Source organism: Roseibium aggregatum (genome assembly GCF_017309185.1).
GTDB lineage: Bacteria > Pseudomonadota > Alphaproteobacteria > Rhizobiales > Stappiaceae > Roseibium > Roseibium aggregatum_B.
Window position 1 is genome coordinate 741,680 of the sequence record NZ_JAEKJZ010000001.1, and the last position, 14,928, is coordinate 756,607.

General features: G+C 60.8%; 8 protein-coding genes. 6 read left to right on the top strand and 2 right to left on the bottom strand.

Going from position 1 to position 14,928, the window contains the following annotated elements:
• The first annotated feature begins 163 nt into the window (after positions 1-163).
• The 3 genes from JF539_RS03315 to JF539_RS03325 all read left to right on the top strand — a co-directional run bounded on the left by JF539_RS03315 (position 164) and on the right by JF539_RS03325 (position 4,727).
• Positions 164-2,287, top strand: a complete 2,124-nt coding sequence (locus JF539_RS03315) for a methyl-accepting chemotaxis protein (protein WP_268957515.1) — start codon at positions 164-166, stop codon at positions 2,285-2,287.
• A 95-nt stretch (positions 2,288-2,382) separates the two neighbouring features.
• The gene (locus tag JF539_RS03320) at positions 2,383-4,026 is read left to right on the top strand and encodes a cisplatin damage response ATP-dependent DNA ligase (RefSeq protein WP_207140822.1); all 1,644 of its coding nucleotides are present in this window, start codon (positions 2,383-2,385) and stop codon (positions 4,024-4,026) included.
• 140 nt (positions 4,027-4,166) lie between these two features.
• Positions 4,167-4,727 (top strand): hypothetical protein, encoded by a 561-nt coding sequence (locus JF539_RS03325; protein ID WP_207138924.1) that lies wholly within the window; start codon positions 4,167-4,169, stop codon positions 4,725-4,727.
• Positions 4,728-4,860: 133 nt separating this feature from the next.
• Here JF539_RS03325 and JF539_RS03330 read toward each other — a convergent pair whose 3' ends face one another.
• Positions 4,861-5,730 (bottom strand): acyl-CoA thioesterase, encoded by an 870-nt coding sequence (locus tag JF539_RS03330; protein ID WP_207138925.1) that lies wholly within the window; start codon positions 5,728-5,730, stop codon positions 4,861-4,863.
• A gap of 676 nt (positions 5,731-6,406) precedes the next feature.
• Between JF539_RS03330 and JF539_RS03335 the strand changes: the two genes are divergently transcribed.
• Positions 6,407-7,090 carry a response regulator gene (locus JF539_RS03335; protein WP_207138926.1) on the top strand — a complete coding sequence of 228 codons (684 nt, stop codon included), beginning with the start codon at positions 6,407-6,409 and terminating at the stop codon, positions 7,088-7,090.
• A 268-nt stretch (positions 7,091-7,358) separates the two neighbouring features.
• On the top strand, positions 7,359-9,851 hold the full coding sequence (locus JF539_RS03340; RefSeq protein ID WP_207138927.1) for a putative bifunctional diguanylate cyclase/phosphodiesterase: 2,493 nt from the start codon (positions 7,359-7,361) through the stop codon (positions 9,849-9,851).
• Between the two features lie 57 nt (positions 9,852-9,908).
• Here JF539_RS03340 and JF539_RS03345 read toward each other — a convergent pair whose 3' ends face one another.
• Positions 9,909-13,430, bottom strand: a complete 3,522-nt coding sequence (locus tag JF539_RS03345) for a PAS domain-containing hybrid sensor histidine kinase/response regulator (RefSeq protein WP_207138928.1) — start codon at positions 13,428-13,430, stop codon at positions 9,909-9,911.
• A 285-nt stretch (positions 13,431-13,715) separates the two neighbouring features.
• On the opposite strand from JF539_RS03345, the gene JF539_RS03350 reads away from it, so the two are divergent.
• Positions 13,716-14,888 carry a pyridoxal phosphate-dependent aminotransferase gene (locus JF539_RS03350; protein ID WP_207138929.1) on the top strand — a complete coding sequence of 391 codons (1,173 nt, stop codon included), beginning with the start codon at positions 13,716-13,718 and terminating at the stop codon, positions 14,886-14,888.
• Positions 14,889-14,928: the final 40 nt, after the last annotated feature.

Consider the following 14,928-nt stretch of genomic DNA (forward strand, 5'->3'; position numbering starts at 1 on the left):
GTAGCTTAATTGCAAAAATTGCGCAGGTACAAATGGACGAAAATACAACCTACGTAAAAAATACAATAGTATTTATTCATCAGCAGAAAGAATAGTTCTTATCGAGTTTGTTAATATAGTTGGTTGTAAAAGGATTCAAAATTCTCGTGGCTGAGGTTTTGAGATGTTGAAGTCGATACGTGCGCAAATAGCTTTCCTCGTGATCATACCTCTGTTTGGGTTTCTCGTATTCGGGGTAATTACCCTGCGTGATGCATATCGGGCCAGTTCCGAAGCCGCTCAAGTGTTTCCGATCACGAAAATCGCGGAAAAGTCCGAAGCTGTTCTGACTGAACTTCAAAAGGAACGTGGCCGGACCGCGGTTATGATGGCCTCGGGGTATGCGGAAAAACCGCGCGCTCTGCTCGACGCTCAAAGAGAGCAGACGGATGCGGCGCTTGCCGCCTTCCGCGAGGAGGCCGCCGGATTTCGGATCGGCAATGCCAAGTTCGTTCAGATGGTGCAACGGGTCGAAAAGGACCTTGAGGCCGTTTCGAAACATCGCGCGGGCATCGACGACAAAACGGTCGAAGGCAAGACCAACCTTGCGTTCTACTCCGGCAAAATTCGCGATCTGATCGGCATCGTTCAGGTCGCGACGCACGGGGAGCAGGACCATGAATTCGCCGAAAACATGATCCCGTTCATTCTTCTGACGGAGGCGATCGAGGCCGGTGGCCTTGAGCGTGCCATCGGCGGGCAGCTGTTTACCATTGTCGGCAAGACCGGTGAGGTTCCCCTGGCGAAATTTCTTGCCTATTTCGACCGGCTTGCGGTGGAAAACGCGTATCTGGGAAATTTCAACCAGCTGGCGACTGAAGAGCAGAAAGCGATCTTTGCCGCGACCGTCAAAGGCGATTCCGTCGATCAGGTCATGGAATGGCGCAAGGTGCTACGTGCGCTGCCGGACGCCAGGGACGGCGCCGGCATAGACGGGTCCGTCTGGTTCGGCAAGGCGACAGACCGGTTGAACCTGATCCGGGCGGCGTCGCTGGAGTATCTCAAATCCGCTCAGGAACGAGCGATACAGCTTGCCGAGGAGGCGGATGCGAACCTGTCGGCGATCTGGATCCAGATGGCGGCGGTTGTGGTTCTGACGCTCGGTGTCTGCGCCTGGCAGATGCGTGCGATCGACGGTCTTCTTTCCGGATTGACCCAGGCCCTGGTGCGTGTCTCGCGTGGCGAGACGGAATTCGAGATCCCGTTTTCCGATCGCGGGGATGCGGTTGGCGACCTTGCCCGGGCCGGCCACATCTTCCAGGAAAACGCGCGTGCGCGGCAGACCCTGGAATTGAGCGCGGTCGAGGAACGCAAGCGCGAGCGGGCACGGCAGGACAATGTCGAAGGCCTCGTGGCCAGGTTCAGGTCGCTTCTTGGAGAGGTGACCGGGAACTGTCATCACAAGACGGGTGAAATGAGCGAGACGGCCGCCAGGGTCAGGGCGATTTCCCGCGAAGCGGCCGAGGCGTCGGGAAATGCGAAGGCCGCGTCGAGTTCATCGGCGAGCAACGTCCAGACGGTTGCGGCGGCCGCGGAAGAGATGTCGTCCGCAATTCGCGAGATCATGAACCAGTCCGACCGCGCGAGCGGTGTCATCGACGAAGCGACGGGCATCGCCAAGCAGACGGATGAGAGCGTGTCGAGCCTTGCGGACGCGGTCGCGAAAATCGACACGGTGGTCGAGATGATCCGCGCCATCGCCGAACAGACCAATCTGCTGGCTCTGAACGCCACGATCGAGGCGGCGCGGGCAGGCGAAGCGGGCAAGGGGTTCGCGGTCGTGGCAGCGGAAGTCAAGGAATTGTCGACGCAGACCGCGAAAGCCACGGAAGAGATTTCCTCGCAGATCACCTCGGTTCAGGGTCTGACGGAAGATGCGGTCACTTCGATCCGCCGGATCTCGGGCTCCATCGACCTGATCAACGAAGTCACCGCGGCGATCACGTCCGCTGTCGGGGAGCAGAGCGTTGCGACCGAGGAAATCTCGCAGAGCATCACCATGGCCGCCACCGAGACCGGCAATGCGGAAGACAGTGCGGCTTCCGTCGAGGAGGCCATAGATGCGACCGCCGGAGAAGCCGAGACCGTCGACCGGATTGCCGGCGAGGTGAAGGACGTCGCCAACCGGCTGGCGAGCGAAGTCGAGGGTTTCCTGAGAGAAATGGACCGCGACGTCGAGGAACGCCGGAAGGCGACGCTCAAGCTGGAAAGCGGCGGCGAAACGATGTTGCAGGCCGGAAACGCTTGACCGCCCCATGCCGGCGGCCTCTTGACGCCGCCGGTGCAAGGCACATCTGAACGGGGAACTTGATCCTCTCAGTCTTTTCCGGTCTTCCTGTCGGTATGCGTGCCTTTTCAGAACTTCTTGACCGCCTTTCCCTGGAGCCCAGGCGTCTGGCCAAGGAAGCCTTGCTGACCCGGTATTTCAAAGACACGCCGGACCCGGACCGAGGCTATGCGCTGGCGGCTCTGACCGGCGGTCTCAGCTTCAAGCATGCGAAGCCGGCGCTTCTCAAATCGCTGATCGGAGAACGGTGCGATCCCCAGCTCTTCTCCCTGTCCTACGATTTCGTCGGCGACCTGTCGGAGACCATTGCCCTGATGTGGCCGGGATCCGGGACCTCTCAGGCCAGGTCCCCGAACGAGGAGCCGTCCCTGGCGGATGTGGTCCGGCGGCTCGAAACAGCCGGCAAGACCGACGTTCCCCGGTTGCTGACCCTCTGGCTGGACTGCCTGGATGAAACGGGCCGCTGGGCCTTGCTCAAGCTTGTGACCGGCGGACTCCGCGTTGGCGTGTCCGCCAGGCTCGCCAAGACGGCGCTCGCCAGGCTCGGCGATCTGGATGCCGATGAGGTCGAAGGCGTCTGGCACGGCATAAACCCGCCATATGAAAAGCTCTTTGCCTGGGCGGAAGGCAGGGCAGGTCCTCCGGAAACGGACGACCCGGCACCATTCCGGCCGGTCATGCTGGCGCACCCGCTGGATGCGGACAAAGACCGGGAGCGGCTCGAGTCGAAGGACTTCGCCATTGAGTGGAAGTGGGACGGCATACGCATTCAGGCCGCTGCGGGAACCTCGAAACAGGGCGAAACTGTCCGAAGGCTCTACAGTCGCACAGGCGAAGATATCTCCAGAGCCTTTCCGGATGTTGTCGAGTCGTTGCGGTTCGATGCCTGTATCGACGGAGAACTGCTGATCGTGAAGGACGGCAGGGTGCGGCCGTTTTCGGATCTCCAGAAGCGCCTGAACCGTAAGACTGCGGGGCCTAAGCTGATCCGGGACTATCCGGCGGCGATCCGGGTCTACGATCTTCTGAGGGTGAAGGGCGAGGATCTGCGGGGGACGCCGTTCCGGGAGCGGCGTCTGCGCCTGGAAACATTTATCGAGGACCTGAAGGACGAACGGATCCACCTTTCACCCATGGTGGACGCGGGAACCTGGGCGCAGGTCGCCGCTGCGCGGTCGGAGCCCGGACGCTATCTCGGTCCGGAAAACGCCGCCGCCGTCGAAGGTGTGATGCTCAAGAAATGGGATTCCTCCTATGTCACCGGCCGCCCGAAGGGATTGTGGTACAAGTGGAAGCAGGAGCCGTATCTGGTCGACGCGGTCCTGATGTATGCGCAGCGCGGCCACGGCAAGCGGTCGTCCTTTTACTCAGACTACACCTTCGGTGTCTGGGCCGAAGGGGAGGGCGGAGACCGGCTCGTGCCGGTCGGCAAGGCTTATTTCGGTTTCACGGACGACGAACTGCGCCAGATCGACAGGTTCGTGCGCAACAACACCGTCAACCGGTTCGGTCCTGTCCGGGAGGTCAGCCACGAGCCGGGAAACGGTCTTGTCCTCGAAGTCGCCTTCGAGGGGCTTAACCGCTCGACCCGGCATAAATCCGGGATCGCCATGCGGTTTCCGCGCATATCCCGTTTGAGATGGGACAAGCCGGTGGCGGAGGCCGACCGTCTTGAGACACTGGAAAAGTTGTTGCCCTGAAAGCGCCAGGGCGTGAGACAAAAGCTCCGCGCCGGACAAGGCAGATAAAACGCGCGGCCCGTCGTGCTTTGGCCATGGAATCGTGGCAAGCATCCCGTCAGAATAGACGGGCGGATAACGCCGGCAACCGGAGAGCCTACATGACACATCGGAAGACACTGACCGCAATCGTTCTTGGTCTCGGCGCCGCCGGCTTGCTGTTTGCGGCCTCTGCCTCAGCGCAGGACAAGATCGAGCCGGAAGAGGTTGCAAAGGCAACACAGGGAAACCCGGACAGGTATTCGCTGGTGGCGGTCGAAGACGGTATTCTCAGGGTTGACCGGCAAAACGGCACAGTGTCGGTCTGCAGGAAGCGGAACGCCGACTGGCGCTGCGGCCCGGTCCCCATGGCGGAAGACGCCTATCTGGCGGAAATCAACGATCTGGCCGCCGAGGTCGACCGTTTGACTGCCCGCCTGGAAGAACTGGAAGAAACCGGCAAGGCGGATGCCAGGCCGTTGCCGCCCGGTTCCGCGCTGGACCGGCCTGACGTTGAGAAGCCGGCGCCGGGCGCGCCGTCCGCGGACAACGGCTCTCGCCTCGATGAGGAAGCGGAAGAAGAGCTTGAAAAGGTCCTTTCCTTCACCGAAAGCGCGATGCGTCGGTTTTTCGGGATGGTACGGGATCTGAAAAAGGACTTCGAGGTGGAAGAAAATCGCTGATTGCGGGCGGGGCTAGCTTCTTCCGGCCGGCTGTTGAATTCGCACCAGCCGCGATTGGCGGCACGAACATGTTTCAACAGCCCGCTGGATCCGGCGTCACGCGTCACCGCCGATGACGTTTTTCGGGAAGCCGTCAGTCGATCAGCATCTTGCCGATATCGCGGCGGGCTTCCTGTGGCAGTTCGACCGCGGATCGGGCCTCGAGATCCATCGCAAGGGCAACGACGTCGAGCGTGGCCGCCAGCCGGTTTGTCCGGGTTTCGAAAAGGTGATGGCGGAAGGCGAAGCTCTTGGAAGACACGCCGGTAAACCCTGTGACCACCGCGACCGCATCACCGGTCTTCAGCGGTGTTGCCCAGGTCAGTTTCATCTCGACGACAACCCGCCCCAAGCCGTTTTCGTTCAGATAGGTCTTGGTCATGGGCGTGCGTTGCCAGACATGGGCGACCCCGTTGGTGCAGCACGATAGCGCGAACTGGTCGTCCGCCTTGCCGTCGACACCGGTATCGCGCGGCAGGACCGTGCCCCGATGGCAGATTTCCGCACCCTTCGAGAGCAGGCCCGGCAGGGAGACCTTCAGATTGCCCGGTCCGGTCGGGATACCCTGGGGAGCGGCCTCCTCGCTCATGGGAGCCTGAAAGTCCTTGAACCGTTGACGCAGTGTTTTCGCGGAACTGGCATTCGGCTCGTAGCCGTCCAGCGCGGTCGCCACAAGCTCTCCGGTGTCGCCGTCCCGCATTTCATGCACGACCGTCAACATGTGGGGGCCGTCGAACGCAACGCTTGAACGCACCGTGATCAGATCGCCGAGGCGGAGTTCGTTGTGATAGCGGACATGGCGAACGCGCCGGGCCCCGACAACCGTTTCGTTCAGGCCCGACATCAGGCGGAACTGCCGGTCGGCTTCCTCAAAACGCCCGTAGTAGAATTGAACGTTCAAATGATCGTTTTCGTCGCATTCCCAGCGATTGACGAATGAAGACAAGGTTGCTTGCGATGTCATTTCAGGCTTCGTGTGCTCAGTGATTTTTGATCGGAACGATCTTTGTGGGTGAAGTCACTTGATACGTTCTTTCAGTCAATTATCAATAAGAAATGTACAGATTGGCAAAAAAGAGAATTTAATTGTCTGGTTGTGTCTGAAAACGCAGATTCAACTGCGTAACATGTTGGTTAAACCTGTAGTTGATCTGGTGGTTGATGAGAAAGGTTGTCATTTTTATTTATAAATTACGACGAAGTCCATCTTTTGCATCCAGTCGTGAAACCAGTTCAAATGTTCATTTGAACCTTCAGTGCCGCGCCGCGATTATTTGCCGGTCTTTCCCGCGCATGGGCGCCAACTTGTTTCGTCCAAGCACACGGCCGGCGTTATACCAAACATTATTGACGATGGAGCCTCCGCCGGAATTTGAAGCCGGTGATGGGCTCCGCGCACGGTGGACACCGTCCCAAAGCGTCCCGCGATAGGCCGCCGGCTGAAACCGGTTCCGGCGGCCTGTACCCTACGTTGAAGTTCGAGGCGTTCGAAAGCATGGTTTGACTTGAACCGTGTCTATAATGCAAACATACTGAAAAATCCGCGGCGCGAGACAAGGTATTCGAGCCATGCGAGCGTGCAGCGCGCTGCCGATCCTGTCCGTTTCGCGGAAACAAGGCGTTGAGGGAGGGAATAAAACGTGTCGGCGACTTCGTTTCGGTTCATCATTGCAGACGATCATCCCTTGTTTCGGGGCGCTCTGCGCCAGACGCTTGAAACGCAGTATCCTGAAGCCGCGATCGAGGAAGCCGGCTCTTTGGAAGACGTCACCGCGAAACTGGAGCAGGACGGCGAGGTCGACCTGATCCTCCTGGATCTGACGATGCCCGGAATGCGCGGGTTTTCGGGGCTGATGTATCTGCGGGCGCAGTTTTCAGGCGTGCCGGTGGTGGTCGTCTCCGCGAACGAAGATCCTCAGGCCATTCGCCGCGCGGTCGAATTCGGCGCGTCCGGTTTCATCCCGAAGTCGCACGGCATTGACGTTATCCGGCAGGCCATTTCAGAAGTCATGACCGGAAACATGTGGACCCCGCCGGATGTCGACATTTCCGCGGACGACGGCATTGGCGACCTCGTTCAGAGGCTCGCGACGCTGACGCCACAGCAGGTGCGCGTCTTGATGATGCTGTCCGAAGGCCTGTTGAACAAGCAGATCGCCTATGAGCTGTCGGTGTCGGAAGCGACCGTGAAAGCGCATGTTTCCGCCATTCTGCAGAAGCTTGGCGTCGAAAGCCGAACCCAGGCTGTCATCGCGGCATCCAAAATCGAGGCCGGCCAGTGGCAGCTTGGAACGAATGCCGAGGAAGCCGCCGAAGCCCAGTAGGATTTCGGAACGCAAACCTCCGGCGGCAGGACCGGCTTTGCGAACAGTTTTCGAATTCGGATGGACCGGGTGACTGTGAGCGCGGGCAACACGCCCGTGAGGTATGGTTTTGTTAACCTAGAACCGAACTGATCCTGATTTTTACCGATAAAACCTGGCCCAAACGCGAATGAACGAGTCTTTTTTACCGGAACTTCAGGGATTACGCTTAGTCCGGTAACAGGCGTGGCTGCACCGCGCATGACTCAAGGAAATTCGCGGAGACGAGATGCGCCTGAGCGCCGAGTGGAAATTGATTTTCCAGACAATCTGTCTGGCATTCCTGTCTCCGGGACGTTGCGTCAACCCGGCGGTCTTGAAGTCGGGTCTGGGCCGGAAGGCGGCGAAAGATACCGAAGCGCACCGGGCCTTTCTTCTGGCCTTCGGCTGTCCGGCCGTAGAGGAGTTGCTGGCGCGCAAGGTCCGCGCCGCCCAGATATCCAGCATTGCCCGGCTTACGCCTTTCACCATCCTGGCGAACCTGGTCAACGCGGCGGTTGTCACGCCGGTCTTTTCGAGTTTTCTTCCCGTTTCCTATCTCGCGGTCTGGCTGGCGATCGTTGTCGCCTTGATGGTTCATACGTCGGTCAAGTGGATCAGGGCGAACCGCAATCCGATCGAAACGGCCTCTCGCAGGGGGCTGCGCAAGGTCGTCCTCCATGCAACCATTCTCAGCAGCCTGTGGGCCTGTGTCCCGATCGTCGCCTTCGCGATCGGCGATCCGAATGGCATCCTGGTTGCGTCTTGTGTGACGACGGGAATGATTTGTGGCGGCGGTTTCGCCCTTGCCACCGTTCCCCAGGCGGCGTTCCGCTGGGTTGCGATCCTGTTCGTCGCCTCCGTGGTTTCATTGACCCTGGGAGGCGATGCGCACACATGGCCTCTTCTGCTTCTCCTGACCAGCTATGTCGTCGTCATCGTCGGCAGCAGCACTGCGGCCGGCTGGCTTTTCGCCTCCCATTTCCTCGCGGAAGCCGAACTGGAACAGCGTGGAGAACTCATTGCGCTGCTCCTGAACGAGTTTGAGGAAAAGGCCAGTGACTGGATCTGGGAAACCGACAGCTTTGGCAATTTCCGCAATGTTTCCGACAGGTTTCTGCACGCGAGCGGCCGCACGCGCCGCGAATTGCAGGCCTTGCGGATGGTCGACCTCGCCCACACGCTGGAAAGCGACGATGCCCGGGGAGCCATTCCCCGGCTGGAAAAGGCGGTCGGTCTGAGAAAGTCCTTCCGCGAGATCGTCATCGGGGTCGACGTTCGCGGCGAAGCACGCTGGTGGTCGCTTGCGGCCCGCCCCTTTTATGACGATCACGGGTCCTTTGGCGGGTATCGAGGTGTTGCGTCGGATATCACGGAAGCTAGAAGAGCCAACGCGCTGGTTTCGCACCTGGCCGAACATGACAGTCTCACCGGTATCGGCAACCGGAGCTGGTTCCTTAGTCAGGCAGAGCGGCTGCTGGCGGAACAGAAGACGCTTGAAACCAAGTCACTCACCCTGTTCCTGGTCGATCTGGATAATTTCAAGGTCGTCAACGACACCTGCGGACACCCGGCAGGCGACGATCTGCTCAAACAGGTCGCCGGCCGGTTCACGACCATCAGCGAAGGCAGGGCGCTCCTCGCCCGTTTCGGCGGTGACGAATTCGCAGCCCTGGGACTGTTCGACAGCGATGCGGCGGCCGAGGCATATGCCGAGGAACTGGTCAGCATCACGCGCAGGCCCTTCAGGGTCGGCAACCGGGACTTCGCGATCGGAGCGACGGTTGGCTTTATCCGGTTGTGCACGTCCGGCGATACGGTCGACGATCTGATGCGCAAGGCCGATATCGCGCTCTACAAGGCCAAGGAGAGCGGCCGCGGCAGAGCCCTTGCCTTCGAAACCGACATGGAACGGGAAGTCCGGGAGCGGCGCGAGCTGGAATCCGATCTGCGGGAAGCCTACGAAAACGGCAAATTCAGCGTCGAGTTTCAGCCCATTGTCGATGCCCGGTCGGGCAAGGTCGTTTCGAGCGAGGTCCTGGTCCGCTGGGTGCATCCCGAGCGTGGCGAAGTGCCGCCCGATACCTTTATCCCGGTTGCCGAACAGGCGGGCCTCATTCTGCCGCTCGGCAAGTGGGTTCTGCAGCGCGCCTGTGCGGCGGCGGCGCAATGTCCGGAACTGGAAAGCGTGGCGGTCAACCTCTCGCCCGTGCAATTCCTGGATCCCAACCTGGTGCCGCAATTGCAATCCGTTCTCGAAGAGACCGGTTTCCCGCCCGAACGTCTCGTTCTGGAGATCACGGAAGGCGTCGTTCTGCGCGATTTCGGCTCCGCGTCGGAAAAACTTCAGAAGATGCGCGATCTCGGCATTTGCATCGCCCTGGACGATTTCGGCACCGGCTACTCGTCCCTGTCCTATCTGAGGCACTACAAGTTCGACAAGATCAAGATCGACAAGTCCTTCGTCGATGAAATCGGCGAGCGCAGCGACGGACTGGCGATCATTTCCGCCGTCATCTCGCTGGCGCACAACCTCGGACTCGAAGTCACCGCGGAAGGTGTGGAACGCAAGTTCCAGGCCGATGCGCTGCGCACGCTCGGCTGCGACACCATGCAGGGTTATTTCTTCGGAAAGCCCAACCCCAATCCTGCCGAGATCATGCATGTCCGCACGGAAGGCTGGCACGACGCGAAGGCGGATGAAGCACCCCGGAATGCGTCTGCGCTGAAAAACGTGTCCTGATACCCAAATGCGGCCAGACAGGTTGCGGCCGGTGTGAAAACAGCGGCGGCGCGGGTGTCACTCCGCCGCCTGACCAGCCTGGCAGCGGGCCAGTTGGGCGCGCAGGGCCGCCGGCTTGAGTGGCTTGTTCAGGAACACGATGTCCTTGTCGCTTGCCTCCGCGCGCACCGCCCGGCTCCTGTCCGCGGTGATCAGGATAGCCGGGATATGGGCGCCGAATTTCCATCTGAGCTTCAGGATCGAATCGATTCCGGTGCCGTTGTTCAGGTGGTAGTCGGCAAGAATAACGTCCGGCGAGAGCCCGGCCGTGTTCAGGGAGGCGGCCGCCTCGACTTCGTCGGAAGCCGTGACGACAGTGCAGTTCCAGTTGGACAGCAAATGCCGCATGCCGCTCAGGATGTCCGGCTCGTTGTCGATCGCTACCACGCACAGCCCGTCAAGCTGACCGGCGATGGCAGGGGCCTGCTGAACGGGAAGCAGGTCCGGCATGGCGGCGGAGCGGGGCAGTTCCACGGAAAAGCAGGAGCCCTTGCCGCGCTCGGACTTCAGTTCGACCGGATGGTTCAGCACATGGCTGATCCGTTCCACGATGGACAGGCCGAGACCGAGACCCTTGGCGACGCGCATGCCGTCGTCCAGCCGGTGGAATTCCTGGAAGATCGCCTTCTGCTTGCTCTTGGGAATGCCCATGCCCGTATCGTGGATTTCCACAAGCACCCGGTTCCCGCTTCGTCGGCAACCGACCAGCACGCGGCCCTTCTGGGTGTATTTCAACGCGTTTGAAATCAGGTTCTGCAGAAGCCGCCGCAGCAGCCGGCGGTCGGTGCGCACGGAGAGCGAGGTCGGCACAATCCTGAGATCCAGTCCCTTTTCTTCGGCGATCGGCTGAAAATCCAGGGTGAGCCCCCGCAGCAGCTCGTCAAGGCGGAACACCGTGGGCTCCGGCTTCAGGGCGCCGGTGTCGAGCCGGGAAATGTCGAGAACGGCGCCCAGAATGTCTTCCACCGATTCCAGCGCGGATTCGACATTCCGCACAAGGCCGCCGTCTTCGCCTTCCTTCAATTTGTCCACCAGAACGGAGGCATAGAGACGGGCGGCATTCAAGGGCTGCAGGATATCGTGGCCCGCCGCGGCCAGAAACCTTGTCTTGCCGATATTGGCCTCTTCGGCGGCCCGGGTCGCTTCGACGAGCCGCTGGTTGACGTGGGTGAGCTCTTCCGTGCGTTCCCGGACCCGCCGTTCGAGCGTTTCATTGGCCCTGGCAAGAGCTTCCTCGGCCATCACGCGCTCCGTGATGTCCGTATAGGTGGTAACGATGCCGCCGTCGGGCATGGGACTGACGCGCACTTCGAAGACCGTACCGCTCGATTCCAGCTTTTCCTGGAAGGTTTCCTGGGCGATCACGAGTTTCTCGATCCGGTCCTCCACGATCGCTTCGACCGGTCCGGGGCCGTATTCGCCGCGCTTTGCGTTGAAGCGCACGATCGTGTCGAGCGTCGTGCCGACCTGTCCGTATTCGGCCGGCAGTCCAAGCAGATCCCGGAACTGACGGTTCCAGCAGATTAGCCGTAGGTCCCGGTCGAAGACGCCGATCCCCTGACGTACCTGGTTCAGGGCGGTCTGCAGAAGATCCCGGTTGTACTGAATCGCGGTCGACGCGTCGTCGAGCAGTTTCACCGCGCCCTTGGTCGACGGATCGTGCCGTTTCAGCATCAGGGTCAGCACCAGCCGCGAGGACGCCGCGCCGATGGCGCTCGCCAGAAGCTGTTCGGAAAACCGCAACAGATTGGCGTCGGCGAGCATCTTGGGGTCGAGCTGAATCCCCCGTTCCCGGGCGAACCCCTGAAAGGACCGTTCGGTCCTCTCTTCGCCGAGATAGCGGGCGACGGTGGTCTGCAGATCCCCGGCGGTGACCGATGTCCGCCAGTAGCGGAGGCTGGGAGTGGGCGCAAGCTCGGCCGGTACGAAGACATTGGCCTGAAGGGTTTCCGCAGGCAGGGGTTTGCGGAGGAAGGAGCCCCCTACGAAAAACAGGATGTTGACAAAGAGGCTCCAGAGCGTGCCGTGAATGAACGGGTCGAGGTCCAGCCCGAGAAGGGCCTGGGGTTTCAGAACGCCGAGGCCGAACGGACCGGTTTCGAGAAACCCGTCGGAGATGAGGCCGGAGCGGGCGAACGTCGGCAGGAGCAGCGTATAGGCCCAAAGCAGGAAGCCGCCGCTGAGACCGGCGATCGCACCCAGCGAGGTTGCCCGGCGCCAGACCAGCGCGCCGATGAAGGCCGGAGCGAACTGCGCGATGGCGGCAAAGGACAACAGTCCGATGGAGACCAGCGCGGCCGTGTCGCCGGCCGCCTTGTAGTAGGCATAGGCAAGCAGCAGGATCGCGAAAATCGCCAGCCTGCGGATCGTGAGCAGCTGTCGGCTCATGTCGCGGCCGCCCGCGTTGACGATCTCCGCCTCGCTGTGACGGCGCAGGAGAAGCGGGACCACGATGTCGTTGGAGATCATGATCGCGAGTGCGACGGTTGCCACGATCACCATGGCGGTCGCCGCCGAGAGGCCGCCGATAAAGGCGAACAGGGCCAGGGCGTGTTGACCGGCATCGATCGGCAACGCCAGCAGGAAGGTGTCCGGATTGATATCCTGCCCGAAACGCAAGAGGCCGGCGGCGGCGATAGGGATCACGAACAGGTTGATCAGGATCAGGTAGACGGGAAACATCCAGATGGAGCGGCGCAGCTCCGCGTCCGAGTTGTTTTCCGTGACGGTGACGTGGAACTGGCGTGGCAGCAAAATCACCGCGAAAGCCGAAAGCACGGACATGACCAGCCAGTTGCTGGTGTTCAGCGGCTTCTCGAAAACCTCGGCGACTTCCGGCGCCTCCGAGATGGCCCGTACCAGGTCGAAGGGCCCGTCGAAGAGGAAATAGGTGACCCAGATGCCGACGGCCAGAAACGCGATCAGCTTGACGACGGCCTCCGCCGCGATCGCCAGCATCAGGCCTTCCTGGTGCTCTGTGGCGTCGATGTGCCGGGTCCCGAAAGCCCAGCTGAAGATCGCCATGCCGAGCGCGATCATCAGCGTGATGTCTTCGAAGACCGGCACGAACGTCGCCCCGGGCGAGAGCAGGGGACCGGCCATCGTCGTGACGGACAGCGATACGGCCTTGAGCTGCAACGCGATATAGGGAATGACACCGATCACCGCGATCAGGGTCGCAAGAGCCGCAACGGACTGGCTCTTGCCGTAGCGTGCACCGATGAAATCGGCGATCGAGGTGATGCTCTCGGTCTTGGAAATCTGGATGATTCTACGCAGAACCGGATAGCCGAGCGCGAAAACCAGGAAGGGACCGACATAGATCGTCAGGAACTCGATACCGGTGCGGCTGGCGTTGCCGACAGAGCCGTAGAACGTCCAGGATGTGCAATAGACCGAAAGCGACAGCGCATAGATGAACGGACGCCCGCCGGTCCGCGACGTGTAACGGCGCGGCATGCGGTCGCCATAGCTGGCAATGGCAAACAGAAACAGAATGTAGGCGACTGCCGCCAGTATCACGAGCCATCCGTGCTGCATCGATTGGCTTACCGTCCTCCCGATCGGTGTTTATTCTCCGCGGCCTCGCCGGGGCGTGCGGAATGTGACGTGGAGCTTATTCTTCCATCAAGGCAAATCCGACCACAGCTGGCGAAAGAAGTCCATTCACCTTGCGGACGAGGCGCTGCAAGGCTCATTTGTGGTGCGGAAGCGGCGCTCCGGCGCATCGATCAGTCCTGGTGAAGTCACCTTCAAATCCTTTCATGCCACTTCGGGAGGCGGAGCGGTTATGGTGAAGGATCGTTTTTTTCAGGGAACTGCCAAGTGTCAAACTTGATCGACCGGCTCAGTCCGGAAGCCAGGAACGCTCCGGAGAGCGGAATTGTCGAAGTGTTCAACGCCGGATGGGGCCGGGACGACCTGATTCCGCTTTGGGCCGGCGAAGGCGATCTGCCGACGCCCGACTTCATTTGCCAGGCCGCCAGGGACAGCCTCGGCCGCGGAGAGACCTTCTACACCTACCAGCGCGGCATTCCGCAATTGCGCGAAGCGCTGGCCGGCTATCATGAGGATCTGTACGGCAGGGCCTTCTCGCCGGAGCGGTTCTTCGTGACCGGTTCGGGCATGCAGTCCATCCAATTGGCCGTTCAGGCGGTCAGCAGCGCGGGCAAGGAAGTCATCGTGCCGACGCCGGCCTGGCCGAATATCTCCGCTGCCGTCGAAATTCACGGCGCCCGGGCGGTGAGCGTCCCGATGCGCGAAGAGGACACCGGCTGGCGTTTGCACGTGGAAGACATCGAGGCCGCGATCACACCTCGGACGACGGCTCTCTTCCTGAACTCCCCGTGCAACCCCACCGGCTGGGTGGCATCGGAAGACCTGCTGAAGGATATTCTCTCTCTTGCCCGCAAGCATGGGCTCTGGATTATCGCGGACGAGATTTACGCTCTTTTTTACTATGCCGAGGCAAGACGAGCGCCGTCGTTCTATGATGTCGCGGCCGAGGACGACCAGATTGTTTTCGTGAATTCGATGTCCAAGAACTGGGCCATGACGGGCTGGCGAATCGGCTGGATTTCCGCGCCGGCAAAGCTTGGACAGGTTTTTGAAAATCTGATCCAGTATTCCACCTCGGGCGTTCCGTCCTTTTCCCAATGGGCCGCGGTCGCGGCCTTGCGGGATGGCGGAGACTTTGTGCAGCAGCAGATCTCCAGAGCGCGGATCGGCCGGGACACCGTTACGGACGGCCTTAAGCGACTGAACCGCGTGAGGATTTTGCCTCCCGAAGGCGCCTTCTATCTCTTTTTCAAGATTGACGGTGTGACCGACACAAGGCAGTTCGCGCTGGATCTGGTGCGCGAAACCGGCGTAGGTCTTGCACCCGGCACCGCGTTCGGTCCCGGAGGTCAATCCTATTTGCGCCTCTGCTACGCCCGCCGCAAGGACCACCTTGAAGAAGCGGTGCGTCGAATTGGCAGTTGGCTAAGTTCGATTTAGGCTTTCGACGGGTTGCTGCCCTAAGTGAAAACCCTTAATC

Bases quoted from the DNA above. Each gene is read 5' to 3' on its own strand.
- JF539_RS03315 (WP_268957515.1), top strand. From the start codon at position 164: ATGTTGAAGTCGATACGTGCGCAAATAGCTTTCCTCGTGATCATACCT.
- JF539_RS03320 (WP_207140822.1), top strand. From the start codon at position 2,383: ATGCGTGCCTTTTCAGAACTTCTTGACCGCCTTTCCCTGGAGCCCAGG.
- JF539_RS03325 (WP_207138924.1), top strand. From the start codon at position 4,167: ATGACACATCGGAAGACACTGACCGCAATCGTTCTTGGTCTCGGCGCC.
- JF539_RS03330 (WP_207138925.1), bottom strand. From the start codon at position 5,730: ATGACATCGCAAGCAACCTTGTCTTCATTCGTCAATCGCTGGGAATGC.
- JF539_RS03340 (WP_207138927.1), top strand. From the start codon at position 7,359: ATGCGCCTGAGCGCCGAGTGGAAATTGATTTTCCAGACAATCTGTCTG.
- JF539_RS03345 (WP_207138928.1), bottom strand. From the start codon at position 13,430: ATGCAGCACGGATGGCTCGTGATACTGGCGGCAGTCGCCTACATTCTG.